Origin of the sequence: Acinetobacter sp. A47 (assembly GCF_000805455.1) — a bacterium.
Lineage (GTDB): Bacteria > Pseudomonadota > Gammaproteobacteria > Pseudomonadales > Moraxellaceae > Acinetobacter.
Map to the genome: position 1 here is coordinate 255,483 of NZ_JSUS01000032.1, position 23,262 is coordinate 278,744.

Annotated in this window: 18 protein-coding genes and 4 pseudogenes; 17 read left to right on the forward strand and 5 right to left on the reverse strand. The window is 38.9% G+C overall.

Features of this window, described 5'->3' with window-relative positions; translation table 11 throughout:
* The first annotated feature begins 396 nt into the window (after positions 1-396).
* Both OC23_RS19150 and OC23_RS19025 read left to right on the forward strand, forming a co-directional pair.
* A complete protein-coding gene (locus tag OC23_RS19150; protein WP_161792266.1) occupies positions 397-552 on the forward strand; it encodes a hypothetical protein in 156 nt (51 codons plus the stop codon).
* A gap of 784 nt (positions 553-1,336) precedes the next feature.
* Entirely contained in the window at positions 1,337-1,576 is a 240-nt protein-coding gene (locus OC23_RS19025; RefSeq protein ID WP_152607813.1) for a hypothetical protein, read from the forward strand.
* 436 nt (positions 1,577-2,012) lie between these two features.
* Here the strand turns inward: OC23_RS19025 and OC23_RS19425 are convergent, their stop codons facing one another.
* Positions 2,013-2,243, reverse strand: a complete 231-nt coding sequence (locus OC23_RS19425; protein WP_227505544.1) for a phage integrase Arm DNA-binding domain-containing protein — start codon at positions 2,241-2,243, stop codon at positions 2,013-2,015.
* 24 nt (positions 2,244-2,267) lie between these two features.
* Between OC23_RS19425 and OC23_RS19285 the strand changes: the two are divergent.
* The 4 genes and pseudogenes from OC23_RS19285 (at position 2,268) to OC23_RS07820 (ending at position 4,868) form a co-directional block, all read left to right on the forward strand.
* A pseudogene (locus tag OC23_RS19285) lies at positions 2,268-2,641 on the forward strand (DUF559 domain-containing protein).
* A 140-nt stretch (positions 2,642-2,781) separates the two neighbouring features.
* Positions 2,782-2,952, forward strand: a pseudogene (locus OC23_RS18765) (glycoside hydrolase family protein); the annotation flags it as partial.
* 550 nt (positions 2,953-3,502) lie between these two features.
* Positions 3,503-4,096 carry a DUF4142 domain-containing protein gene (locus tag OC23_RS07815; protein ID WP_038344007.1) on the forward strand — a complete coding sequence of 198 codons (594 nt, stop codon included), beginning with the start codon at positions 3,503-3,505 and terminating at the stop codon, positions 4,094-4,096.
* Between the two features lie 145 nt (positions 4,097-4,241).
* The gene (locus OC23_RS07820; RefSeq protein ID WP_038344008.1) at positions 4,242-4,868 is read left to right on the forward strand and encodes a glycine zipper; all 627 of its coding nucleotides are present in this window, start codon (positions 4,242-4,244) and stop codon (positions 4,866-4,868) included.
* A 77-nt stretch (positions 4,869-4,945) separates the two neighbouring features.
* Here OC23_RS07820 and OC23_RS19430 read toward each other — a convergent pair.
* Positions 4,946-5,023, reverse strand: a pseudogene (locus OC23_RS19430) (SOS response-associated peptidase); the annotation flags it as partial.
* Between the two features lie 30 nt (positions 5,024-5,053).
* Entirely contained in the window at positions 5,054-5,302 is a 249-nt protein-coding gene (locus tag OC23_RS07825; protein WP_038344009.1) for a CPCC family cysteine-rich protein, read from the reverse strand.
* A 109-nt stretch (positions 5,303-5,411) separates the two neighbouring features.
* Between OC23_RS07825 and OC23_RS19435 the strand changes: the two are divergent.
* Positions 5,412-5,784, forward strand: a pseudogene (locus OC23_RS19435) (lysozyme); the annotation flags it as partial.
* Between the two features lie 215 nt (positions 5,785-5,999).
* On the opposite strand, the gene OC23_RS19155 reads toward OC23_RS19435, so the two are convergent.
* Positions 6,000-6,155: a hypothetical protein gene (locus OC23_RS19155; protein WP_161792267.1), complete on the reverse strand. Its 156-nt coding sequence runs from the start codon at positions 6,153-6,155 to the stop codon at positions 6,000-6,002.
* Positions 6,156-6,617: 462 nt separating this feature from the next.
* Between OC23_RS19155 and OC23_RS07835 the strand changes: the two genes are divergently transcribed.
* From OC23_RS07835 to OC23_RS07850, 4 genes are all read left to right on the forward strand, one after another.
* Positions 6,618-7,703 carry an LLM class flavin-dependent oxidoreductase gene (locus OC23_RS07835; RefSeq protein ID WP_038344010.1) on the forward strand — a complete coding sequence of 362 codons (1,086 nt, stop codon included), beginning with the start codon at positions 6,618-6,620 and terminating at the stop codon, positions 7,701-7,703.
* Between the two features lie 969 nt (positions 7,704-8,672).
* Entirely contained in the window at positions 8,673-9,716 is a 1,044-nt protein-coding gene (locus OC23_RS07840; RefSeq protein ID WP_038344391.1) for an NAD-dependent epimerase/dehydratase family protein, read from the forward strand.
* Between the two features lie 147 nt (positions 9,717-9,863).
* Positions 9,864-10,850 carry an acyltransferase family protein gene (locus OC23_RS07845; protein WP_161792268.1) on the forward strand — a complete coding sequence of 329 codons (987 nt, stop codon included), beginning with the start codon at positions 9,864-9,866 and terminating at the stop codon, positions 10,848-10,850.
* A gap of 350 nt (positions 10,851-11,200) precedes the next feature.
* Entirely contained in the window at positions 11,201-11,803 is a 603-nt protein-coding gene (locus tag OC23_RS07850; protein WP_038344012.1) for a uracil-DNA glycosylase family protein, read from the forward strand.
* Positions 11,804-11,939: 136 nt separating this feature from the next.
* Here the strand turns inward: OC23_RS07850 and OC23_RS07855 are convergent, their stop codons facing one another.
* A complete protein-coding gene (locus tag OC23_RS07855) occupies positions 11,940-13,496 on the reverse strand; it encodes a phospholipase D family protein (RefSeq protein WP_081407308.1) in 1,557 nt (518 codons plus the stop codon).
* A gap of 129 nt (positions 13,497-13,625) precedes the next feature.
* Here OC23_RS07855 and OC23_RS07860 point away from each other — a divergent pair, with 129 nt between their 5' ends.
* From OC23_RS07860 to OC23_RS07885, 6 genes are all read left to right on the forward strand, one after another.
* Positions 13,626-14,735, forward strand: a complete 1,110-nt coding sequence (locus OC23_RS07860; RefSeq protein ID WP_038344014.1) for an S-(hydroxymethyl)glutathione dehydrogenase/class III alcohol dehydrogenase — start codon at positions 13,626-13,628, stop codon at positions 14,733-14,735.
* A 329-nt stretch (positions 14,736-15,064) separates the two neighbouring features.
* The gene (atzF, locus tag OC23_RS07865; protein ID WP_038344015.1) at positions 15,065-16,903 is read left to right on the forward strand and encodes an allophanate hydrolase; all 1,839 of its coding nucleotides are present in this window, start codon (positions 15,065-15,067) and stop codon (positions 16,901-16,903) included.
* Between the two features lie 18 nt (positions 16,904-16,921).
* The gene (uca, locus tag OC23_RS07870) at positions 16,922-20,527 is read left to right on the forward strand and encodes an urea carboxylase (protein WP_038344016.1); all 3,606 of its coding nucleotides are present in this window, start codon (positions 16,922-16,924) and stop codon (positions 20,525-20,527) included.
* Positions 20,528-20,533: 6 nt separating this feature from the next.
* The gene (locus OC23_RS07875; protein ID WP_038344017.1) at positions 20,534-21,226 is read left to right on the forward strand and encodes a GntR family transcriptional regulator; all 693 of its coding nucleotides are present in this window, start codon (positions 20,534-20,536) and stop codon (positions 21,224-21,226) included.
* A gap of 125 nt (positions 21,227-21,351) precedes the next feature.
* Complete coding sequence (locus tag OC23_RS07880) at positions 21,352-22,230, forward strand: AraC family transcriptional regulator (protein ID WP_038344018.1); 879 nt, start codon at positions 21,352-21,354, stop codon at positions 22,228-22,230.
* Positions 22,231-22,234: 4 nt separating this feature from the next.
* On the forward strand, positions 22,235-23,239 hold the full coding sequence (locus OC23_RS07885; RefSeq protein WP_038344020.1) for an NAD(P)H-quinone oxidoreductase: 1,005 nt from the start codon (positions 22,235-22,237) through the stop codon (positions 23,237-23,239).
* Positions 23,240-23,262: the final 23 nt, after the last annotated feature.

A 23,262-nucleotide genomic window follows, 5' to 3' on the forward strand; every position in this document is an offset into this window, starting at 1 on the left:
AAAAATATTATATTGATCTTTATTTTTATTACTAAATGCGAGCTGTACTTAAAAAATAATATCACTGCTTCATTGATCTGTTTTTTCATCTTTAAGGTAAGATTTTCATTCAATATTTCTCGGTCAGATCAGCAAACTCAAATCTCAGCCCAATAAAAGTTATTATTAAAATAAAGCCAAAGCAAAGCTTCCAGTTTAAAAAGAATATGGATTTAAATTTTTAGATGACAGAATTTGCATTCTATTTAGGTATTTTTGTATATAAAAAATAACAAAAGTTTATACTTCTATAACATTGTAAAGAATAATAAGGCAATATTCTAACTAACGTGACTTGTTAGATTCACAAATAATTAATCTTAACATATACTTATATTAAATTGGTGAGACAAACATATGAAGAAGTTTTTATTAACTTTAGCTACTTTGACAAGCATTTCGACTGGAACTATGGCCGCTGATTATAAATTACAGCATAATTATGATAATTCAGCTGAGCCGGTAAAATGTGTTCCAACTCCTACAAGAGTTTGTATTCCAGCTTTACCTTAAAATATAAACATTAATTCTAATAAACAAAATGCCAATTTTTAGAGATTGGCATTTTTTACGTTAAATCAAAAAATAGAGTTTATTATTCCCTATTTTCAAAGCCCTTCTTTTCCTTAAATGCTATGATAGCCTTAGTTGTTCCATTAGCATACATATTAATGTCAAGTGAGCCTGTGTGTAAAAGCCTTCTAATTACCACTTTATCATTTTGATGAGTTCAGTTAGTTCCAATCCTAAATTTCTGTTAAATTGTTTTTAGGTCTTCGGAGTTTCATCATTCTTTAAAGGTTCATTTGCACCGCCATTTCAATCACACTCTTCTGTGGGTATAGAATATTTTCATTAATCATGCTTTGGTTAAGCACTTTTATTATAGCTTAACCAATCGCCTTTATTTTTTCGCTAGTAATATCACCATTTGTATTGATGCTAAGTGGCAAAGTGTTTAAAAATATTCTTAATAATTGGTAACTGTTAAATTATCAATAGATTGCAAATCATTTTAAATTCAAAATTTTTTGTCAGAAGCTTTCTTAATTTTTATAAAATTTTCTTTTGACTGTAAAGTTTTGTTTTTTATATAGACATTAAATCTAGCTTTAAATAAATGATATTTAATTTGATTTTATATAAAGCCAATCATATACATACAGTTCTGTATATAAATTAATAGGGAAAAGAAACATACGAAAAATATTGTAATTTTCACGCATTTTATAGTGTGTATTTAGCGAACTAATTCGCTAATTTGAAAATAAACCAAACAATTTATAAAGGCTTTTATATGAAAAAGTTTATAGTTACACTTACAGCATTATGTGCAATTTCTACAGGTTCAATTGCTGCAGAAACTTCATCATCAATTAAATCTGTATCTGAAGTTTCTAAGGTTACAACTCAGGTTTTTGTACCGAAAGCCTCATCTACAACTCAGGTTTTTGTACCGAAAGCTTCATCTACAACTGGAGTACAAGAATGTACTATGTGGCCTCAAAACCCATGGGATGTTCGTTGTCCTTGGTGATTTAAATTAATATTCAAGTAATTTGTATAGTTTTAATTACAGCCTAATTAAAAACTATAAAAGTGGCTACTGATGTGGCCATTTTTTTATTTTATGAATTAAGAATTACTGTAAATCCTAACACGCAACTTCAATATTACAATCATATAAAATAGGGTTAACAACTTCTAATTCAGTGACAAGACAAGGATAGGGGCATCGTAGCTAAGATAAAGATCTGCTTTGTATTTAAAATTGGCTCAAATAAGCTGTGTACAGCCTTTCTATTAGATGGTGTTAATTCATCTAACTGATCATTGACCATTTTCAAAGTAATGGATTCTAAAGACTGATTTCCCCAGATTTTGTATAACCTGTTCAAGTGGAGCTGATATGACTTTTTACTGTTATCTGCCAGTGGCCGACCGTCTTTACGTCTTTTCTCATCAAGATACTGCTAGCAAAACGCTTTGAAGGAAATAGTTTTGCCAGTGACATTAGATACAAGATCTACTTGCTGGATCAGGAGTGAGTTAAGTTTACGCGCTGCCCGTATTGCTGCAGTTTTATCGCGTCCCATCGAATGAAACTTACCAGTAACAGGATGGCGATATCTCCATGAATCGCCATTATCCCGATAAAGATTAGCAGGTAAGTCCTTATTACCTGTATTGCGTGAACGAGACATGTTTAAACTTGCAGCACCTTAAGCATTACCGAATATCGATCACTGATCAAGCCCAAAGCAAACAGGAAGGTCAAACCTGGAGCTGCACCTAAGAGGCAAGAACCAAGCGAAGGAGAATTAATCCTAATGCGAGATTTAAGAGCCTTAGGCATTGGCTTTGAACAGGAATACAAATTTCACCCAACACGCAGATGGCGGGCAGATTTTCTGATCAGCCATACCAAGATCCTGATCGAGGTCGAAGGGGGATTTGGTCACAGGACCGCCGCCATACCCGAGGAACCAGTTACATCGGTGTCATGGAAAAATACAACGTAGCAGCAATTTTAGGATTTCAGGTTTTACGGTTTAGCACACAACAAGTGAAATCCGGTTTAGCAGTACAACAGATAGAGTAATTGGTAAGAGGTACAAAATGACATTGCGGATTGAAAAGATGCAGATCATGCAGGCAGTTGATTGGTCACGATTCGATTTAGAAGGCTGATTATACCAGTTCGGTGCCTGGCTCTATAGTCATACTGGTCCATGTGGCCAGAGCATTGGTGAGAAAGCCTTTAAGGATTCTATTTTATTGAAAAAACTAAACAAAAGTGATTATCTCGGCGCTGCCGATCAGTTTCCATGCTGGAATAAGGGCGGTGGGGAGGTAATGACAGGCCTTGTGCGACGTAGAAAAGCAGAACGAGCATTCTTTTTAAAGAATTAAATTATATGTACCAACGATCGAAACTAGTATCCGTCATCACATTGCTGTGCCTTCTATTTTGGATGTATAGCTCATTCGATATCTACAAAAGTGAATGTCACTGTCTGGGTGCAGTGTGTGAATTAAAGTCTTTATGAGCATATTTTTTATACAAACACTAATATATTGAATTGGTTTGAATTTTATTTAGACATGCTTAATTTAAGCTTTAGTATCTATAAGTAAATATAACGAACTTTATTGTTAATTTCGTAAAAATAAAAAATAAAAATTGTTTTTAAGTTTATGTTTTTTAAAATTATATATATTTTAGATTTACATTAATAATATTGGATACAGATGTAGGATTCTTTATTGAATTTATATCATCTACTTTAAATGAGCTATTAACCCTTTACGAAGAATATTCAACGAGTGGTATAAGTATGGCTGTTTAAAATTATGAACAAATGCCCCCAATCTTGAATTTACAAGTAGGGATATAGAATGGAAATATGAAAAAGCTTCCCATAAGTGGAAATTCTCATGAATTAGGTTAAAGGAGATTGGTATGAAAGCTATTTTAACGAAGAAAATTATTAGCTGTATCGCAATTAGTGGTGTTTTAAGTTTTAGTGCATTTGAGAGTATGGCAGCGAATCAAAAAACTATAAATGATGAAAAAAATCACTCTAAAATTTTAAATGAAGACCATGAAAATTTGACTGATAGTCAAATTTTTAAGATATTAAGTACAGCTAATAATGGTGAAATTAAGCAGGCGAAAACCGCATTGCCAAAGCTAAAAATAGATGAAAGTAAGAAATATGCTGAAATGATGATTAATGAACATTCAGCCAATGAAAAAAATGCACAAGCGTTGGCAAGTCGTTTAAAGTTGAGTTCACAAGCCAGTCATCTTAGTAAATCATTGCAAAATGATAGTGATAAAATTGTTAGTAAGCTTAATCAAACAACATCAGATACTGATAAAAATTATATGATGAGTCAAGTTGAAGGTCACCGTAAAGTTTTGACGTTAATTGATAAGCAGTTAATACCAAACACGAAAAGTTTTGAATTAAAAAATATGCTTGTACAAACACGTGAGGCCGTTGCGAAACACCTAAAAGCGGCTGAAGATACATTTAAAAAGATGAAATAATATGCAACCTTAATAGGGACGGTTATGAAACATATCTAACTTAAAGGTGAATTACACTAATAATCGTCAAGTATATTTCAAAAGTTCTTTTAATATTCTAGCTCTTTTGAAAGACACTAGATTTTAAAATATAGGGAGTAAGAAAATGGTAAATACAAAACAATCAAATTTAGATAGTAATCATACGACTCAAAAAGAGCCATCTTCTAATAGTAATGTATCAAATAGCAAACCATTACAAGACATTTCATCCACAATTGATAATGCTCGTCCAGATTTAAACTCTCCACCGACTAATAACAATCATGTCCCCGATATGAATGAAGGGGGAGAGAATTTGGTTGCTACAGGTGCAGGAACCTTGGGAGGAGCGGCGGTAGGTGCTGCATTTGGGGTTGTTGGTGGCCCTCCAGGTGCTGTTGTTGGGGGGATTATTGGTGGTGTGGTAGGGGCAATAGCAGGTAATGACATTGCCCAAACAGATAATAAAAAAGATGATAGTGATTACTGGCAAGATGATAATTATTGGCGAGAAAACTATAAAAAAATGCCATATTATACTGAAAGCAAGAATCTAGAATATGATCGTGATTATCGTGCGGCTTATCGATTAGGTTATGAAAATCGCCTGCATAATAATGCAGAAATTAATTTTTCCGAGGTTGAATCTACATTGAAAACTAAATGGGAGCAAGTTAAAGGCAGTTCACGTTTACAGTGGGAGGAAGCCAAATTTGCTGTAAAAGATGGATGGGAGAAAATTACTCCTTAAGTCAATTAATACTTAGAAAGTCTCCTCTATGGGGAGACTTTGTGATGATATACTTTTAAGCTAATTTTAAAGATCGGTTTATAGTCGAAAGTTGGCTCAATTAGATTTAGTAACTGTACTCGACTTCGAGCTATTGGTGCGTGGTTTGCGCACATTACAATCTCCATTTTTATAAATGACACACTCTAATCCTTTGGTATCTCCTCGTCCCTCGGCTTTCGCACATCCTTAACAAATCGTTCCTCCATGGCTCCATACTTTTTAAAGTTTTCACGGGCTTGGTTTAGTGATGGTACATTTGCATAGCCAGCGGCATCATGATCTTCTGCTTGTACAGGATCATCTTCCCAGAAGCATACAGGGCAAATGTCATAGTAGCCGTTAGATGGTTCATCTCTGGTTAAGTAGCCACAGCATAAACACGGGTAGAGCATTTTATTTCTCCAATTTTTTCAGTGACCACACTCACGTTTATTTGAAAATACTCTAAGAGGAACTGTTTTTAAGATCAATATTCATATAATCAATTTTAAAGTCTCTCTGAATATAGGTATCAATTTGATTACCAGTTTTGAAGACTTAAAGTTATCCGCGTACCTTTGCCCGGCAAACGTTTGGACGATTGGTTTTGGTACCACTGTTTATACGACCGGTAACCGGGTTAAACAAAGGGATAAATGTACTGAAGCTCAGGCCAAAGCGTACTTTGCGCATGTTTTAAAACGATTCGAGCGAGCAGTTAATGGATCCTGTGGCTGTACCGCTTACACAAAATCAATTCGATGCGCTAGTGAGCCTGATATACAACATTGGTGAAGGAAATTTTGCATCCTCAACACTTCTGAAAATGCTTAATGCCGGAAATTACCGGGGAGCCGCAGATCAGTTTCTTGTATGGGATAAGTCAAAGGGATAAGTTTTAAATGGACTCGTTCGTAGACGTAAAACGGAGCGAGAATTATTTTTAAAATAATTATTTTATCAATGTCATGCGCCGGGCTTATAACCGGATGTACAGCGCATACGATACATAACGATATTCATGTTGGAATATGTGTAAAAATACTTTAGTTCTTAATATAAAAAATGACCACCAGCGGGTGGTCATTTGCATTCAATTATCGGCAGGGATTATTTACATTTAGTAACTGGAATGCAATGTTTTGGAATTGTTCCAGCAACATCTGTATCCGCATCGTATTGAGAGCTCACAGCATTTGTTGTAGATGCTATGGCACCAGTAGAAACCGCAAGTAAAGTTGCAACAGTTAAAATAACTTTTTTCATGAGTAAACCCTTAAATTAATTGATTTTAAAGTCGTAATTATATGATTAGCTGAATAATGGGATTCATTCTTAATCATGTGAATAATAATTTAATTAAAGACTATGTTTACATTGTAATTTTTAAATATACTTTTATGTACTTTATGTATACAGAATGGTTTGTATATTTTTGTGCTTATTTTATATAAAAAAAGACCACACGAGCAGCGGTCCTCAAAATAATATGAAAAAGTGATTAACTGGGTTTAAATTAATCACGTGTTGAATGATGAATAATATAGACAATTTACATTGTTATTTTTTTGTGTGAATTTTTCGTGTTGGAATAGAATGTAGAGTTAATATAAATTTAAACTAAACAGGGCTTTATTTTAATTTCATTAAGATCATATCTAAAATGCTTAAATTTGAGCGATCTCAAATAAAAAAGTTCTTGTTAGATATAATAGAAGAGTACATGTAATGAATAATTTAAATGAGAATACGCACTTTATACTGGGTATTTTTGCTTCCAACTGCTCAGGAGGAATGTCTCCTTCCAAATTAGAAGATAGTTGGAAGGGAACTTGGCAGGAGAATCTTGAGTTGGTTCAAATGGCCGAGCAAGCCGGAATTGATTTTATGCTGTCAGTGGCCCGATTTATTGGCTTTGGTGGGGAAAGGGACTTTCAAGGTTCAGTATTGGAACCTATTGCCTGGACTGCGGCTTTACTCGCAAGAACGGAAAGAATAAAAATTTTTACGACTTTACACACTGCAAAGAATAATCCGATTATTGCAGCCAAACAGCTTGCGACAATGATTCAAATTGGCGGGGATAGAGTGGGATTAAACATTGTTGCTGGCTGCAATAAACCAGAATATGAAGCTGTGGGGCTCACATATCCTCATGAACATAATACTAGATATAAATATGCCCAGGAATGGTGTGATTTGCTCAAAAAGACATGGACAAATCCTGAACCGTTTGATTGGAATGGTATTTATTTTAAGGCTAAAGGGATATATTCCAAACCTCACTTGACTAAATTACCCCCTTTATTTAATGCAGGCACTTCTAGAGAGGGACGTGAATTTGCAATTAAGAATTCTGATTACTTATTCACTGCTGTAGCAACTAAGCTTGATAGTTCGAGAGCTGAAATTGAACAGCTTAAAGATGAAGGTAGAAAGTTTAACAAAAACGTTAGAGTGCTTACATACGTGCATATTATCTGCAGACCTACAGAAGAGGAGGCAATGGCTGAATGGGAGCGCCAATTAGCGAATGCTGATAAGGAAGCCGTGAATCAGCTCATGAATACTATTTTCCCATTTGCGAAATCTATGGATCAGCAAGCGCTGCAAGATTTCCGAACACGTGTTGCAATGGCTTTTGGGGGATTTCCTTTGGTAGGAACACCAGAGCAAGTAGCTGATGGATTAAAGACCTTACATGACATAGGGTTTTCAGGAGGTGCTTTGACTTTTCTTGATTATAAAAAAGAGTTCGCTTACTTTGGAGATAATGTTTTACCTTTATTGCGTGAAAGAGACGTTATTAAATAAATTAAGTATGGAAGAGATCGCCAGTGGCAGACACAAGGCAAAGTTAAATATGATGAAAAATATATTGGGAAAGTAATACAGCATCACTGCAGGCGCTCAGTAATTTCATTAATTTTCAACATCTGTATTCTTGTTCTGATATATGAATGTAGGCGCATACGATCAACAATAATATTCAGGTGGGAATATGTGTGAATGCATTTTAATTTTTTTAAGATCTAAGCTAAAAAATATGACCACAATAGTGGTCATATTTTTTAAAAATCTCTTAAAAAGAAATTAACGGTGACACGAAAAAGGATGTCGTACGCATTTTTCAGAAATATATGCAGTTTCTGCAGCAACAGCACCAGTAGAAACCGCTAGTAGAGTTGCAACCGTTAAAAGTACTTTTTTCATGAGTAAACCCTCAAATTAATTGATTTTAAAGTCGTGATTATATGATTAGCAGAATAATGGGATTTATTCTTAATCACGTGAATAATAATTAGTTGAATAGAATATTTACACTGTATTTTTTGGTTAAACTTTTATTTAATTTATGTATACAGAGAGGTTTGTATATTTTTATGATCAATATAGGACGGCTGTTCTATTAATTAAAAAAAGACCGCCGGGGGAGGCAGTCTTCACTTAAAATATCTTTAAATTTCAACTGAAACATATAAATACTTAAGAAATGTTAAAAAAAATACACCAATATGTATACAGACATGTATGTATACATAAATTTATTGAATTGAAACGTAAAACAAACAGTGTAAATATTATGCATTTTATAGTTTGTTTCTAGATTTAATTTACTTTTTAATGGGTTGGCACAGGTTTTTTATTATGACTGGTTAGAATAAAAGAGTTTTACAAGCATTTATTTAAAATAATTGAGTTGATTTGTAGGAAATAGAAGATTGCTAAAATGGATTCGTCCATTTTAGGTTTAACTATATTTAAATAATGGTAAATAAATATATGAAAGTGTTGATAACTGGAAGCAGCGGTAACTTAGGAACGGCTTTAGCTATTGTTTGTAAAAATAAAGGTTTTAAGGTAGTAGGAGTTGATAAAAGAGCTTCTAACGAAACCACTCATGTTGGTGAAATTAATGACGAAGCCTTTATCAACAATTGCATGAAAGGTGTAGATATAGTTTTTCATACAGCTGGCTTACATAAACCACATGTCGCCACACACTCTATTCAGGATTTTATTGAAACTAATATTTGGGGAACATGTGTTTTACTAGAAAGTGCTAAAAATAATAATGTTAAATCATTTATATTTTCTAGTACTACCAGTGTCTATGGAAGTGTTTTATCACCGGATCAAAATTTGCCATCAATCTGGATAGAAGAATCTACTAAAATTGAGAGCAAAAATATTTATGGCTTAACAAAACTCAGTGCCGAAGAGCTATGCAGACTATATTCTCTGGACAAGAAAATGAAGTGTATAGTCTTGAGAAATTCTAGATTTTTCTATGAAGATGATGATAGTAAATTTGTTAGAGATAACTATGATCAAGATAATGTTAAAGTAAATGAATTACTCTACCGGAGAGTAGATATAGAGGATGCTGTTCAGGCACATTTAAATGCTGCTTTTGAATATAAAGGCGATGAATATTTTGATAAATTTATTATTAGTAGTACAACACCATTTCAGCGAGATGATTGTAAAATTTTAAATTTAAACCCTAAAAGCGTTATGATGAGGTTGCATCCTAATTACTTAAAAATATATAAAAAAAAGGGATGGAAATTATTTCCAAGATTTGACAGGGTTTATGATAATGCAAGAGCTAGAAAATATCTAAACTGGGAACCTAAGTACACATTCGCATATGCACTTGAATGTCTGGAAAATGGGAAGCCTTTTAAAAGCGCTCTAGCTGAAAGAGTGGGGTGGATTCAATATCATGAAAACACTTTTTCTGATATGCCATATCCTGTATATGAAGATAATATAATTTCATATGCCAGCAGTATACATAAATATGAGACTAGCCCTATGTAAAAATTATATCAATGGTCACTTTTGTGACCATTTCCTTTAAATTTAAATAATATGTAAAAAGTATTTTTTTAACCTCCAAAATAAATACTTCTTGTTTTAAATTAATGTTTAATCTTATCGATTTTACATTCTACTGTGAGTTTAATTGTGTCAACTAGAATACATTGGATAGATAATTTAAGAGGTTTTTTTATTGTATTGTTGGTTATATTTCATTGGTTTTATTTCACTCCTATAAATATTAATGAATATACATATAACCTACTTTCTGATTTTATTAGGTTTTTTGATCCTTATAGAATGGAGGTGCTATTTTTTATATCAGGACTAATTGTCTATAAGGGCGTTAAAAAACCTTTTGATGTTTATATTTCTGGAAAAATAAAATTTATAATTTATCCTTTTTTTATTTGGAGTCTAATTTACTATTTTGTTAATTTTCTTGCCCTAGATAAAAAAGAATTATCGGAGTGGGCACTGGATATGCTTTTTGGTCAAATTGGTGTAACTTGGTTTCTATACGCTCTTTTTATTTTTTTCTTAATTATTAGAGCTGTTAGAAAAATTAATTCTTTCTTTGTTTTATTCATTTCCATTACATTATGTATAATATTTAAATGCATTGATTTACCTAAGTTTATGGATGTTGGCTTTGTAAGTTTTGCAGATTTCTTTTATTATTTCACCTTCTTTTATCTGGCTGATCAACTAAGCTTGTATGGTATTAATATTTCTGAAAAATCAAAGAAAAAAGGTTTTTTTATTTTGTCAATAATTTGCCTTTTAATTGTATCTTTTTTTAATTTTTATTTAAATCTTTATAAAACAAATCCTGCTTATTTGCCATTTGTCTTATTCTCTATTCCGTTGTTTGTCTTAATTTTTTCTTGTTTCTTGAATAAAAAGGATAGCTTTTTGAACCATTTTGGCGTTAATTCTATGGTTTATTATTTATCTCACTTAGCTTTTCTACTTTTGTCTTTAAAGTTTATTAAAATGAATAATCAATCAATTCTTTTTCCAATAACAATGTTATTTATCTCTTTTTTAGGTCCATATATTTTAATAAAACTGAAAGAAAAGATAAATTTTATTAATATCTTATTTGAACCACCAATTATAAAAGGTAAATGATAATCCGCATGAGCCCTCTAAGGAGGGCTTTTACAATTATGGTCAAACGTCTTGTAGCTGCAGTAACCACTGTTGCCATGAACATGAATAAGTACTGCTGAATGCGAACCGCACTTAAAAAATCTTTCATCACCGCTTTCTTGATTCATTTTTTTCATCTTTAGAATAAGATTTTCACCTATTCTTTTACTGTCAGATCGGCTAACTCAAATCTCAGCCCAATAAAAGATATTGTGAAAATTTTGTGAAGGTGAAATTTTCACCAACAAAAGAACCGAGCAAAAAACTGGAAAATTCTATAAAATAGTCAGCATTATTCACTTTGATTTAAAATCTGGCATCTGATATAAATGACTGATATAGAAATAGAAACTCATCCACTTCAACCATTTTTACCTTCCAATGCCAAGCTTTTAATGCTGGGCAGTTTTCCGCCGCCACAAAGCCGCTGGAAGATGAATTTTTACTATCCTAACTATCAAAACGATATGTGGCGTATCTTTGGTCTGATTTTTTTCCAAGATAAAAATCATTTTTTAGACTTGCCGAATAAAAATTTTAAAGAACAACAGATTCGTGACTTTTTAACCCATATCGGTGTAGGAATATTTGATACGGCATACCAGATTAAACGCTTACAAGGGAATGCATCGGATAAATTTTTAGAAATTGTCACGCCGACAGATTTATCAAAGCTACTCGAACAAATTCCCATGTGTCATACCATCATGACCACAGGTGATAAGGCCACCGATACGCTGATGCAGCATTTTCCTGATCAGCCTGTCAAACCCATGATTGGTCAATCTGTACAGGTAAAACATCTGGACCGGGAACTGAATTTGTATCGTCTGCCTTCCTCATCGCGTGCCTATCCTTTAGCACTGGAAAAGAAAGCAGAAGTATACCAACAATTTTTTGAGAAAATTGGCTTGTTATCGCCCTCATCGTGAATCTGTAAATTCCTTATAATATAGTAATTTCAAGCTATGAAGCATAAAAACCTGTTCAACTGTACCAGCTTGTTAAAATTTATCTTGCAATCGCAAGGCTGGATTTAACTACAGTAACCTTATTTAAGACTGATAATTACATCATCCATTCCACCGGAAAATAAGCAACCAGGTGCATGGTAAACCGCTGGAATCGGGTGCTTTCAGGATCATGGTGATGCTGAATCACTTCGCCACCTTCCTTATGTTCATACCAGACAATATTGCCGTTTTTATCCAGTTTAAGCTGATAAGCCACTTGTAATAAATGCTGGTCTAGCATCGCGGTGATCTGGTCTTGTAAATGGTCAGATTCAACCACCAAACCAACTTCAGTATTTAAACGGGCAGAACGCGGATCAAAGTTAAATGATCCGATAAACACCTTTCCATCCACATCAAAAAACTTGGCATGCAAACTTGAACGGTTTTTACCTTTGACCGGAATTACACTGCCCGTAGCAATTTCATACCAGGTTCGTTTTTTACGTTCAATGTTTGGCTTAAACTCATACAACTGCACACCGTTTTGTAAGAGGGGCTTACGATACTGGCTATAAAAAGAGTGAACCACAGCCACATCATTGGCCACCAGACTATTGGTTAGTACCCGCACCTTGATACCATTTTGGGACAGTTGATTCAGATAAGCTGTGCCACGCGCAGTCGGTACAAAATAGGCCGAGACCAGTTCCATATGCTGCTCAGGTTTACCCATAATTTTAAGGACCTGCGAGTACAGTAACTGTGGTTCTTTTGCCTGTCCGCGTGCCTTATCGGGATGATCAGCCACAAAATGTGCTTTAGCCCACTGGATTGGATAGTTCTGTAGACGTAGCTTTAAGTAATCCTGTGCTGCTTCAAGTTTATCTTCGGTTGGTGTATTGACCTGATCCAGCTTGTTAAAAACGTGTCTCAGGTTCTCGAGCTGCTGAACCGTTGCATGACCCAACAACTGTTCAGTAGAGTAGCTTAGCGGATGATTCCAGAACTCATCAAAAACATCTTCGGCCCGTTCTACCGCCTTGCCATAGAATAAAATGTCCATGTCACTAAACTGGAATTGTTCACCGGCATCAAAATACTCACTGCTGATATTGCGCCCACCGGTGACGGCGATTGAATGATCTGCAAGTGTAAGCTTGTTATGCATGCGATGGTTAATCTGTTTTAACCGGAACAGATAGTCAAGAAAGCGGAGATGCCTGAATTTATAAGGATTGAAAATCCGGATTTCAAAATTTGGATGCTGGGCCAGGGCTTTTAAGGTCTTGTCCAGTTTTATGCCATTCTGGTCATCAATCAATAGACGGACTTTAACGCCGCGATCTGCTGCATTCAGCAGCTCGTGCAACATCATGTTGCCTATGGCATCGTCATTCCAGATATAATATTGTAAATCAAGCTGATGTTTGGCATTTCTGATCAAGTGAATGCGCGAGGCAATACTTAAAAATGCATCATCCAAAGCCAAAAAAGCGGTTAAACCGTTTTCAATATTTAGATCGGCCTGTGGGTCATTCATCCACTTTGTTTTAGTAGTTTGCAAGGAATTACTCCGATCATGATTTTCATTGGGTGGTAAAGCACAGCCACCAATCCCCAATACGATAACAAGTGTCACCCGTTTAAAGTGATATAAATTCTTTATCATTTTTATCGTGAAATGTTGTCTACTTATGTAAAGATAGCATCACATCTACTTGAAGATGCTGAATATCAGCATAAAATCAGTTAACTGTTACAAACATAAAACATTACATCGACTAGAAAGGATGAAGGTATGAAATCTCGCGCAGCCGTTGCTTTTGCCGCTGGTGAACCATTACAAATCGTAGAGCTTGATGTTGAGCCGCCAAGAGCCGGAGAGGTTCTCATCAAGATTACCCATACGGGAGTGTGCCATACCGATGCCTTTACTTTATCCGGTGATGATCCTGAAGGGGTATTTCCGGCGGTTTTAGGCCATGAAGGTGCAGGGGTTGTGGTTCAGGTCGGTGAAGGGGTGACCAGCGTTGCCGTTGGCGATCATGTCATTCCGCTTTATACGGCTGAGTGCAAGGAATGCCTGTTCTGTAAATCCGGAAAGACCAACTTATGTGTGGCTGTACGCGCCACCCAAGGAAAAGGTGTGATGCCAGATGGTACAACCCGTTTCTCTTATAATGGTCAGCCCATTTATCACTATATGGGTTGCTCGACCTTTAGTGAATATACGGTGGTAGCCGAAGTGTCTCTGGCAAAAATTAATCCGCAAGCCAATCATGAACAGGTCTGTTTGCTGGGGTGTGGTGTCACCACGGGTATTGGTGCAGTCCACAACACGGCCAAAGTACAGGAAGGCGATAGCGTCGCCGTGTTTGGTTTAGGGGGAATTGGGCTGGCAGTAGTACAGGGCGCACGTCAGGCCAAAGCCGGGCGTATTATTGTGGTGGATACCAACCCGGACAAATTTGAATTGGCAAAACAGTTCGGTGCAACTGATTTCCTTAACCCAAAAGATTATGAGCAACCGATTCAGCAAGTGATTGTGGAAATGACCGGTTGGGGAGTTGATCATTCCTTTGAATGTATTGGCAATACCAATGTGATGCGTTCTGCACTGGAGTGCGCTCATCGTGGCTGGGGACAGTCTGTGATTATTGGCGTGGCCGGTGCAGGGCAGGAAATCTCAACGCGACCATTCCAGCTGGTCACAGGCCGTAAATGGATGGGAACGGCTTTTGGCGGAGTAAAAGGGCGTAGCCAATTACCTAAAATGGTTGAAGATGCAATGAAAGGTGAGATTGAGTTGGCACCATTTGTAACGCATACCATGCCACTTGAAAATATTAATGATGCCTTTGATTTAATGCATGAAGGTAAATCGATCCGTACCGTGATTCATTTCTAGAACCTCAAATGATGCAATTTGATGATGTGTCATGCATCATCAAATTTTTTTATAAAACCATGAAGAATAAACAATAATTTTTATCCATAAGCACTATACAAAAGAAGTGCGCCAAATCTGTTCCAGTTTTTAGCTGATTTTGACTGAATGTGCTGAGTTATAGCGCATTTGCCTGAGTATCTGATTTTTTTAAGATACATTTTCTTGATATAAATCTCTTATTTTTCATCCAAAATCAATCAAGCTATTGATTTATAAAATTAAAATAATTTTGGCACAGTTTCTGCATTTATCAATTCAAACTTGTATACAAGATGGGATTCATAAAAATGCATCAACTAGAAACTTTGGGCTGGACTATTTCTGAATGGCAAGCCGCATATCTTAAAAAAGAAATTCAGCTGGATATTTTAAAAGAACTGGTAAGCGCAATTGACCCTGATGATGTTGCCTGGATTTCTGTTGCTAGCCCAGAAGTACTGGAACAACAAATCCGGTCGTTACAGCAACGGACTCAGGATGCGGACAATCTACATAAACAATTCCCCCTATATGGTGTGCCATTTGCTGTTAAAGACAATATTGATGTTGCAGGCTTTGTTACGACCGCTGCCTGTAAGGCGCTCAATACGGTTGCGACGCAAGATGCCGAAAGCGTTCGTTTACTCAAGCAAGCCGGTGCAATCGTGATTGGCAAGACCAACCTGGACCAGTTTGCCACAGGTCTGGTTGGCACACGCTCACCCTTTGGCGCCGTACCCAACACCTTCAAACCAGAGTATGTGTGTGGCGGTTCAAGTTCCGGTTCGGCCAGTGTGGTGGCAAGAGGTTGGGTGCCATTTTCACTGGGCACCGATACCGCTGGTTCAGGACGTGTGCCAGCTGCCTTTAATAACATTGTCGGTTTAAAGCCAACCAAAGGCCGTTTTTCCAATCGAGGCCTGTTACCTGCGGTTAAAAGCATTGACTGTATTTCTATTTTTGCATTGACGGTTACAGATGCTGAACGGGTAGCCGATCAACTAGAAGCCTATGATGCATTGGATAGCTATTCACGTCCGCATCCAAAAAATGTCCCTGCACGTTTCTCCAGTAAACTGAAATTTGCCATTCCAGCTCATTTGAATTTTTATGGTGATGTACAGTCAGAAAACGCCTTCCACAAAACCCTGCAATTACTGGAAAGTTTAAATGCAGAAATCACCCCGATTGATTTTTCTGCTTTTGAGCAACTGGCAGCCCAACTTTATCAAGGCCCCTGGGTTGCGGAGCGCACGGCGGCTGTTGCTGATCTGCTGAAAAACAATGCCGTAGATATTGATCCGACGGTTTTAGAAATCATTCAACAAGGTGAAAAATATACTGCGGTGGATGCCTACAATGCTGAATATTTAAAGCAGGACTTAAGCCGAAAAATACAAACCAAGCTGGCTGATTTTGATGCCTTGATCGTACCAACTGCACCGACGATTTATCGCATTGAACAAATGCAACAGCACCCGATTGAATATAACGCGCATTTCGGGACTTATACCAATTTCACCAACCTTGCCGATTTAAGTGCCTTGGCATTACCGGCAGGCTTTAGAGCAGACAACTTACCCTTTGGTATTACCTTGATTGCACCTGCCTGGCATGACGCAGCGCTAGTGCATTTCGGCAAAGCCTGGCAGAACTATCTGGCACTGAAACTCGGTGCTTTAGATAAGCCTTTGTCTGCAAATACAGCAACTTTACTGTCTCCTCATCATATTCGGGTAGCGGTTGTCGGGGCGCATCTAACCGGCATGCCACTCAATTTCCAGCTCACCACACGTGATGCGGTTCATGTCGAAACCACCAAAACTTCTCAGAATTATGCACTGTATGCCTTGAATGGCACCGTTCCCCCCAAACCGGGATTAGCTCGCCAGCAAGATGGGCAAAGCATCATTGTCGAGCTTTGGGATATACCTGCAGTACGCTTCGGTGAGTTTGTGGCAGAAATTCCAACGCCATTGGGCATGGGCAATGTCGAACTGGAAGATGGCCGTTGGGTGAAAGGCTTTATTTGTGAACCCTATGGCTTAGGCGATGCCGAGAATATCAGCCATTTTGGCGGCTGGAGAGCCTATATCCAGCATCGGAACAGTCAAGCAGATCAGCAACTCGCCCATACAGCCATTTAATTTTTAGGGGAAATCATCATGTTTAAAACCGTACTGATTGCGAACCGTGGTGAAATTGCTGTCCGGGCAATTCGCACCCTGAAAAAACTTGGTATGACCAGTGTCGCAGTTTATTCAGACAGCGACCGTTATGCACAACATGTAGAGGATGCCGACATAGCCATTGCTTTAAATGGTTTAAAGCCTGCCGATACTTATTTAAGTATCGAAAAATTGATTCAAGCGGCTCAACAAACCGGGGCAGAAGCGATTTTTCCGGGTTATGGTTTTTTGTCCGAAAGTGCCGAGTTTGCGCGTGCATGTGAACAAAACAACATTGCCTTTATGGGCCCAACCGCAGAACAGATTCTGGAGTTTGGCCTAAAACATCGCGCACGTGAACTGGCTGCAGCGGCAAATGTTCCAATGACACCGGGCACAGGACTGCTTGATAGCCTGGAAGAAGCATTGTCTGCAGCAGATCGTATCGGCTATCCCATCATGCTTAAAAGCACTGCAGGTGGTGGCGGGATTGGCCTGACCCGTTGTGACTCCCCGCAAGCATTAACTGAAGCCTATGAAAGCGTAAAACGTCTGGGTGAGCAGTTTTTTAAAGATGCTGGTGTGTTTATTGAATGCTTTATTGATCAGGCACGTCATGTCGAAGTACAGATTTTTGGCGATGGTCAGGGGCAGGTGGTGGCCTTTGGTGAGCGTGATTGTTCATTGCAACGCCGTAACCAGAAAGTCATTGAAGAAACTCCGGCGGCTAATTTACCTGAAGCAACGCGTAAAAGATTACATCAGGCTGCGATTGAGCTGGGACGTTCTGTCAATTACCGCAGTGCAGGAACGGTTGAGTTTATATACGATGCCAAGCGGGATGAATTTTATTTCCTTGAAGTAAATACCCGTTTACAGGTCGAGCATCCGGTAACGGAAATGGTGACAGGTCTCGACCTGATCGAGTGTATGCTCAAAGTCGCAGCAGGTGATGCGTTGGATTGGGACTATCTCCGCAATATCCAGCCACAAGGTGCTGCGATTGAAGTTCGGATCTATGCCGAAGATCCTGTTAAAAATTTCCAGCCAAGCCCGGGTGTGCTCACCGAAGTGTCATTTCCAGACGGTATCCGTGTCGATACCTGGGTCAAGACAGGGACTGAAATTTCGCAGTATTTCGATCCAATGATTGCCAAAATTATTGTGCATGCTGAAGACCGTGCTGCTGCAATCGAAAAATTAAAAACAGTTCTGGCTGAAACCCGTTTAAATGGCATCAGCACCAATCTGGATTATGCCCGTGCCATTATCTCTGACCAACGTTTTGAATCCATGCAAATCTGGACCCGCATGCTGGATGATTTTGATTATTCACCCAAAGTTATTGAAGTGGTACAAGCGGGTACATTGAGCTCAATTCAAGACTATCCGGGACGTACAGGCTATTGGGATATCGGCGTGCCGCCATCTGGCCCTATGGATGATTATGCCTTCCGGCTTGCCAACCGTATTGTGGGTAATGATGCCAAAGCAGCGGGGTTTGAGTTTACTCTGGTGGGGCCAAGCTTAAAGTTCCATGCCGATACCATCATTGCACTCACAGGGGCAAACTGTACGGCTGTGCTGGATGATCAACAGATTGAATTCTGGCAACCGATTAAGGTCAAAGCAGGCCAGACTTTAAAAATAGGACAGGTGGCATCGGGTTGCCGTACCTACATGGCGGTACGTAATGGGCTGGATGTCCCCCTATATTTGGGCAGCCGTTCCACCTTTGCCTTGGGCAATTTTGGTGGTCATGCCGGACGCACTTTACGGGTGGGTGACATGATCAAAATGGTTGATGCAGAACTGGCCAGTGCTGAATTGCCGCTTGCGACTGATGAAGCTCAAGCCTTATCCAAGAATCTCATTCCTGAATATGGTAATGAATGGGAAATTGCAGTGCTGTATGGGCCACACGGCGCGCCTGATTTCTTTAAACCTGAATACATCGCAGAGTTTTTTGCCTCTGAATGGACGGTTCACTTTAACTCGAACCGTTTAGGCGTCAGACTTTCAGGGCCGACACCAAGCTGGGCCAGAGAGAATGGCGGTGAAGCAGGCCTACATCCGTCCAACGTACATGATTGTGAATATGCAATTGGTGCCATTAACTTTACTGGCGATTTCCCTGTGATTTTGGCAAAAGATGGCCCAAGTTTGGGCGGCTTCGTGTGTCCGGTGACCATTGCCAAAGCGGAACTGTGGAAAGTGGGCCAACTCAAAGCCGATGATAAAATCCGTTTTTATCCGATTACAGTCGAGCAGGCCAACGAGCTAGAACGTCAGCAAATTGACAATATCCAGAACTTTGCCAAAGCGGCCAAGGCTATTGAGACGATTGATCCGGTTGAAGACGTCATTACGACGATTCTGGCTCAACGTGAAGCCACCGGTTTAACGCCAAAAGCCGTGTATCGCCAAGCAGGAGATAGCTATATCTTGCTCGAATATGGCGAAAATGTTTTGGATTTGGCGTTACGTTTACGTGTGCACCAGTTGATTCAAATGATTCGCAATGCCAATCTGGCAGGTGTTCTGGAACTGTCACCCGGTGTACGTTCACTACAGATCAAATACGATGGTCTGGTGATTGCTCAAGCTGAGCTGATTCAACAATTGCTTAAACTTGAAGAACAAATGGGGGATTTAAGCCAACTGAAAATCCCGTCGCGTATTGTGCATTTACCAATGGCATTTGAAGATAGTACCACATTAGGTGCAGTGGAACGCTATCAGGAAAGTGTCTGTGCCAAAGCGCCGTGGTTGCCCAATAATGTGGATTTTATCCAGCGTATTAACGGACTGGCACATCGTGATGAAGTAAAAAATATTGTTTTTGATGCCCATTATTTAGTATTAGGCTTAGGCGATGTTTACCTGACAGCACCTTGTGCGGTACCGATTGACCCACGTCACCGTTTACTCAGCTCCAAGTACAACCCTGCACGAACCTTTACCGCAGAAGGCACGGTCGGTATTGGTGGCATGTACATGTGTATTTATGGCATGGACTCACCAGGGGGTTATCAGTTAATTGGGCGGACGCTGCCGATCTGGAACAAGTTTAAAAAGAACAAGCAATTTGGTGATAAACAATGGTTCTTGCAATTCTTTGACCAGATTAAATATTTCCCTGTCACTGAAGCTGAACTCAATCAATGGCGTGCAGATTTTGAAAATGGCCGAGCCCAGATCCGGATTGAGGAAACCGAGTTTGACTATGCCAAATATGTACAGTTCTTGCAGGATGAAGCGGAAAGTATCGCCGCGTTTAAAGAAAAACAGCAACAGGCCTTTAGCACTGAAGTGAGCCGCTGGAAAGAAGAGTTTGCTGGACAACCTGAACAGCAGGTAGAACAAGCCTGTCAGGCCGACTACAGCCATCTTTCTGCTTTAAATGCCTCGATGACTGGCAATATCTGGAAAATTTTTGTTGAACATGGGCAAGAGATTAAAAAAGGAGAAACTGTTGCGATTATTGAAGCCATGAAAATGGAGCTGCCGGTTTATGCTGAGGAAGATGGCATCGTCAAAGCCATTATTTGCAGGGCCGGACAAACCGTACACAGTGGTGAGCCATTAGTATATATGGAATAGGGTTGAATGAAACAAACCAAAATAACAACAAAAAGCTCAGACAGTCTGTCTGAGCTGGTTTACCAGCGCATCAAGAATGATATCTTTGATTTCAGGTTGATGCCCGGTGAACGCTTCACCGAGTCCGAAGTTGCCAAAGCCTATGAGGTCAGTCGTACCCCCATCCGGCATGCCTTGTATCGCCTGCAACAAGAGGGCTATGTCGATGTGAGCTTTCGGAGCGGTTGGCAGATTCGGCCGCTCAATTTTCGTTATTATGAAGAACTGTATGATGTGCGGATTGTTTTGGAAAAGGATTCGATCCGCAAACTCTGTCAGATGGATCACCATCATTCAGTTGAGTTATCGGTATTAAAAGCACTGTGGTTGATACAACCTTCTGAGTATTTAAAAGATATTAAACAGCTTTCTCAACAAGATGAGGATTTTCATTGTGCTTTGGTCCGTGCCTCGGGCAATAATGAAATGGCAAGGATTCATCGTGATTTGAGTGAACGGATCCGGATTATCCGCCGTCTGGATTTTTCCAAAGATTACCGGGTTGAAGCGACTTATCAGGAACATCAAAAAATCTTGGGTTTTATCTTTGAGAGACAAACCGAGCAGGCGATCAAGGCAATTGAAGCACATATCAGGCAAAGCCGTGATGAAGTAAAAAAGATTACCTTGCAGATGCTCGACTCAAGTCAGTTTTATTAGCCTTCCAACCCACTCCCCAGCCTGATAAAACTCTTTATTGCATGCCTAATTCTGCATAAAACTAACAGCTTTTATCTATTTGCTATTTAATAATAAAAATCACATTTCCAATCATCAGATGATACATGATGAATGACCAAAACCTGATCAACTTATTTTTAAAACTGGTACAAAAAGAGGGCTTTTTTGCCACAGCCATGGATGGCATCGTACTGATGCGTGTTGACCACAATACACCACCCATTGCGGTATTGCAGGAACCAACACTGGTTTTTGTATTGCAAGGCCAAAAGCGCGGTTATATCGGCACAGAAACCTATGCTTTTCAGCAAGGTGAATGCCTGATTGTCTCGGTGTCAATGCCTTTTGACTGTGACACCATCGCCAGCCCGGAAATGCCAATGATTGCAATCAGCATGAAACTGGAAGCAGATAAGGTCAATGAATTGCTGGCAAAAACCTATTTTGAAAATTACCGGTTCAAGCCACTGACCACAGGTATGAGCGTGATCCAATATGATCAAAATATTGCTGCTGTGCTCAAGCGTTTATTAGAAACATTGACCTCGGAACAGGATGTACTGGTTTTAGGCGAACAGATTAAACGTGAATTGCTTTACCGGGTAATACAGCATGCCGGGGCAGATGCCTTAAAAGGCTTGGTGGCACAAGGCAATCTCAGACCGATTTATAAAATCTGTGAATATATCCAGCATCATTTCACCGAAAAGCTCACTGTCGAAATGCTGGCAGAACATGCCAATATGAGTAGCTCTGCATTTCATAAAGCCTTTAAGCAGGTGACCCAGCATTCGCCGTTGCAATATTTAAAAGTCGTCCGGTTGCATAAGGCAAAACAATTGTTGCAAAACGCAGACCAAAGTGTGGCGCAGGCAGCTTATGCTGTTGGATATCAGAGCTCTTCTCAATTTAGCCGCGAATTTAAAAAGCAGTTTGGCTTTCCACCGAAACATGCAGAAATCAATACTGAAACGGAGTCATGATCAGATGAATCAGAATAGCGTAGCACAAATGAAATATATCGAAATTACCCAAGCTGGCGGTCCTGAAGTATTACAGCTTGTTCAGGGTGCACGACCAGAAATTGCAGCCAGTGAAATCCTGATTGAAGTCTACGCAGCCGGCATTAACCGACCGGATATTTTACAGCGTCAAGGACTATACCCGATGCCAAAAGGCGTCACGCCTATTCCCGGGCTGGAAGTGGCCGGTGTTGTGGCGCAGGTGGGGGCTGAAGTAACACATTTTAAAGTGGGTGATAAAGTCTGTGCACTCACCAACGGCGGTGGCTACGCTGAATATTGTGCCGTACCGGCGAATCAAGCCTTGAAGATTCCAGAAAATCTGAGTTTTGTTGAGGCCGCGGCGATTCCTGAAACTTATTTCACCGTGTGGGCGAACCTGTTCCAGATTGGTCAATTAAAAAAAGGAGAAACCGTGCTGATTCATGGTGGCGCCAGCGGTATTGGTTCTACGGCAATCAGCCTGTGTCATGCCATGGGTATTAAAAACTTCTCTACCGTTGGAAGTGATGAAAAGGCTGAAAAATTAGCTTCTGTGTCACAGGTCATCAACTACAAAACCCAGGATTTTGAAAAAGAAGTTCTGGCGCAGACAGATGGACAGGGCGTCGATGTGATTCTGGATATTATCGGTGCAGCTTACTTTAATCAAAACCTGAGATTGTTAAAGCGTGATGGCCGGCTGGTGATTATTGGCTTTATGGGCGGGCGTAAAGTTGATGGCTTTGATATACAGGAATTAATGCTCAAACGTGCAGTGGTCACTGGCTCAACCATGCGTGCCAGAACCAATGAAGAAAAGGCCAAGATCACCCAGGAGCTTGAACAGTTTGTCTGGCCTTTGATTGAAGCAGGTCAATGCAAGCCAATCATCTATAAAACCTTTGCTTTTGAGGATGTCGCACAGGCGCACCAATGTCTGGAAAGCAGTCAGCATACTGGCAAGGTGGTACTCGAAGTCAAGTCATAATTTGCCTGATTATGTTCATTCCA

Excerpts from the sequence above, each read along its gene's own strand:
- OC23_RS07875 (WP_038344017.1), top strand. The coding sequence starts at position 20,534 with ATGAAACAAACCAAAATAACAACAAAAAGCTCAGACAGTCTGTCTGAG.
- OC23_RS19025 (WP_152607813.1), top strand. The coding sequence starts at position 1,337 with ATGAAAAAGTTTATAGTTACACTTACAGCATTATGTGCAATTTCTACA.
- OC23_RS07840 (WP_038344391.1), top strand. The coding sequence starts at position 8,673 with ATGAAAGTGTTGATAACTGGAAGCAGCGGTAACTTAGGAACGGCTTTA.
- OC23_RS07820 (WP_038344008.1), top strand. The coding sequence starts at position 4,242 with ATGGTAAATACAAAACAATCAAATTTAGATAGTAATCATACGACTCAA.
- uca (WP_038344016.1), top strand. The coding sequence starts at position 16,922 with ATGTTTAAAACCGTACTGATTGCGAACCGTGGTGAAATTGCTGTCCGG.
- OC23_RS07850 (WP_038344012.1), top strand. The coding sequence starts at position 11,201 with ATGACTGATATAGAAATAGAAACTCATCCACTTCAACCATTTTTACCT.
- OC23_RS07825 (WP_038344009.1), bottom strand. The coding sequence starts at position 5,302 with ATGCTCTACCCGTGTTTATGCTGTGGCTACTTAACCAGAGATGAACCA.
- OC23_RS19155 (WP_161792267.1), bottom strand. The coding sequence starts at position 6,155 with ATGAAAAAAGTTATTTTAACTGTTGCAACTTTACTTGCGGTTTCTACT.
- OC23_RS19425 (WP_227505544.1), bottom strand. The coding sequence starts at position 2,243 with ATGTCTCGTTCACGCAATACAGGTAATAAGGACTTACCTGCTAATCTT.
- OC23_RS07855 (WP_081407308.1), bottom strand. The coding sequence starts at position 13,496 with ATGATAAAGAATTTATATCACTTTAAACGGGTGACACTTGTTATCGTA.
- OC23_RS07860 (WP_038344014.1), top strand. The coding sequence starts at position 13,626 with ATGAAATCTCGCGCAGCCGTTGCTTTTGCCGCTGGTGAACCATTACAA.
- OC23_RS07815 (WP_038344007.1), top strand. The coding sequence starts at position 3,503 with ATGAAAGCTATTTTAACGAAGAAAATTATTAGCTGTATCGCAATTAGT.
- OC23_RS07885 (WP_038344020.1), top strand. The coding sequence starts at position 22,235 with ATGAATCAGAATAGCGTAGCACAAATGAAATATATCGAAATTACCCAA.
- atzF (WP_038344015.1), top strand. The coding sequence starts at position 15,065 with ATGCATCAACTAGAAACTTTGGGCTGGACTATTTCTGAATGGCAAGCC.
- OC23_RS19150 (WP_161792266.1), top strand. The coding sequence starts at position 397 with ATGAAGAAGTTTTTATTAACTTTAGCTACTTTGACAAGCATTTCGACT.
- OC23_RS07835 (WP_038344010.1), top strand. The coding sequence starts at position 6,618 with ATGAATAATTTAAATGAGAATACGCACTTTATACTGGGTATTTTTGCT.
- OC23_RS07880 (WP_038344018.1), top strand. The coding sequence starts at position 21,352 with ATGATGAATGACCAAAACCTGATCAACTTATTTTTAAAACTGGTACAA.